The sequence below is a fragment of the Mesorhizobium sp. P5_C1 genome (assembly GCF_054049815.1).
The window spans coordinates 1-1,286 of sequence record NZ_JBFULQ010000981.1 but is presented as its reverse complement, the minus strand read 5'-3'; the positions used below and the strand labels follow the sequence as shown (position 1 = coordinate 1,286).

The following is a 1,286-nucleotide window of genomic DNA, read 5'->3' as shown; positions in this document are numbered from 1 at the left end:
CCGCAATCCTGACCTGTACCGGTAGCGAGGCAAACGACATCGCGCTTCGGATGGCACAAGCCGTCACAGGAAAGACGGGGGTGATCGCAACAGACTTCACCTACCACGGAAACACGACCGCCGTTTCCCAGCTGTCGACACGTATGCCACCTGTCGGAGGCTATGGCGGCCATGTCCGTCATGTATCGGCACCCGACAGTTACCGGCCACTGGGTGGGGTTGCGGGCGAACCGTTTGCAGCTGCTTTCACCGCTGAGGTAGAGAAGGCGATCCGTTCGCTTGACGAGAGCGGACACGGGTTCTCGGCTTTGATCGTCGACCCGTTCTTCGCGAACGAGGGCTTCCCCGATTTGCCCAAGGGATTCTTGACGGGAGCGGCCGAAGCGGTGCGAAAGGCTGGCGGTCTTCTAATTGCCGACGAAGTCCAACCTGGGTTTGGCAGGACTGGCGACAACATGTGGGGACATCAGCACGCCGGCATCGTTCCCGATGTCGTCACGCTGGGCAAGCCGATGGGAAACGGACATCCCATTGCTGGCGTCGTGGCGGGATCGGAGACCCTGAACGCATTCCGCAAGGCGTTTCGATATTTCAACACCTTTGGCGGCAATCCGGTTTCCTGTGCTGCGGGCATGGCCGTACTCGAGGTGCTGGAAACCGAGAAACTGGTCGAAAACGCAAAAAACGTCGGCAAATATGCCAAGGACGGCCTCGTGCGGTTGGCGCAAAAGCATTCCGTCATCGGCGACGTGCGTGGCAGCGGACTGTTTTTCGGGGCGGAACTTGTGCTCGACAGGGCGGAGAAGACGCCCGCGCCTGAACTCGCAACGCGGCTCATCAACGAAATGCGCAAGCGCGGGGTTTTGATGGGCAAGCTCGGCATCCACCAGTGCGCGACGAAAATCCGCCCGCCGATGCCCTTCACTACGGAAAATGCCGACCTGTTGATCGGCACCCTCGATGACGTGCTGACAGCGCTCTAGGGAGATTTGTCGTGGGAGACATTTCCGAGGCGCTATCTGCACGTCTTTCACTCAGAGCCAAGGAAGCACTCGCTCACTGGGGACTCTCGCCCCAGCAGCCGGAGCTTCTGAAGTACCGTGAGAATGCAGTCTTCAGGATTGCACTTTCGGACGGGCGCCCCGCGGTCCTGAGGCTCCACCGTCCTGGATACCACAGCGCCGCGGCCCTTGGTTCGGAGCTGCAGTGGATGAAGGTGCTGAGGCAAGGCGGAATCGAGGTCCCGACGCCCCTCCCCACTCTCAACGGCGGCGACTATATAGCGC

Annotated in this window: 2 protein-coding genes; both read left to right on the top strand. The window is 60.7% G+C overall.

The window, feature by feature from the left end:
- The coding region (locus ACXJ7R_RS33215; RefSeq protein ID WP_457155492.1) for an aspartate aminotransferase family protein at positions 1-983 on the top strand (983 nt) is incomplete at its 5' end.
- An 11-nt stretch (positions 984-994) separates the two neighbouring features.
- Positions 995-1,286 (top strand): phosphotransferase enzyme family protein (locus tag ACXJ7R_RS33210; RefSeq protein ID WP_457155491.1); only part of this gene is annotated, 292 nt, incomplete at its 3' end.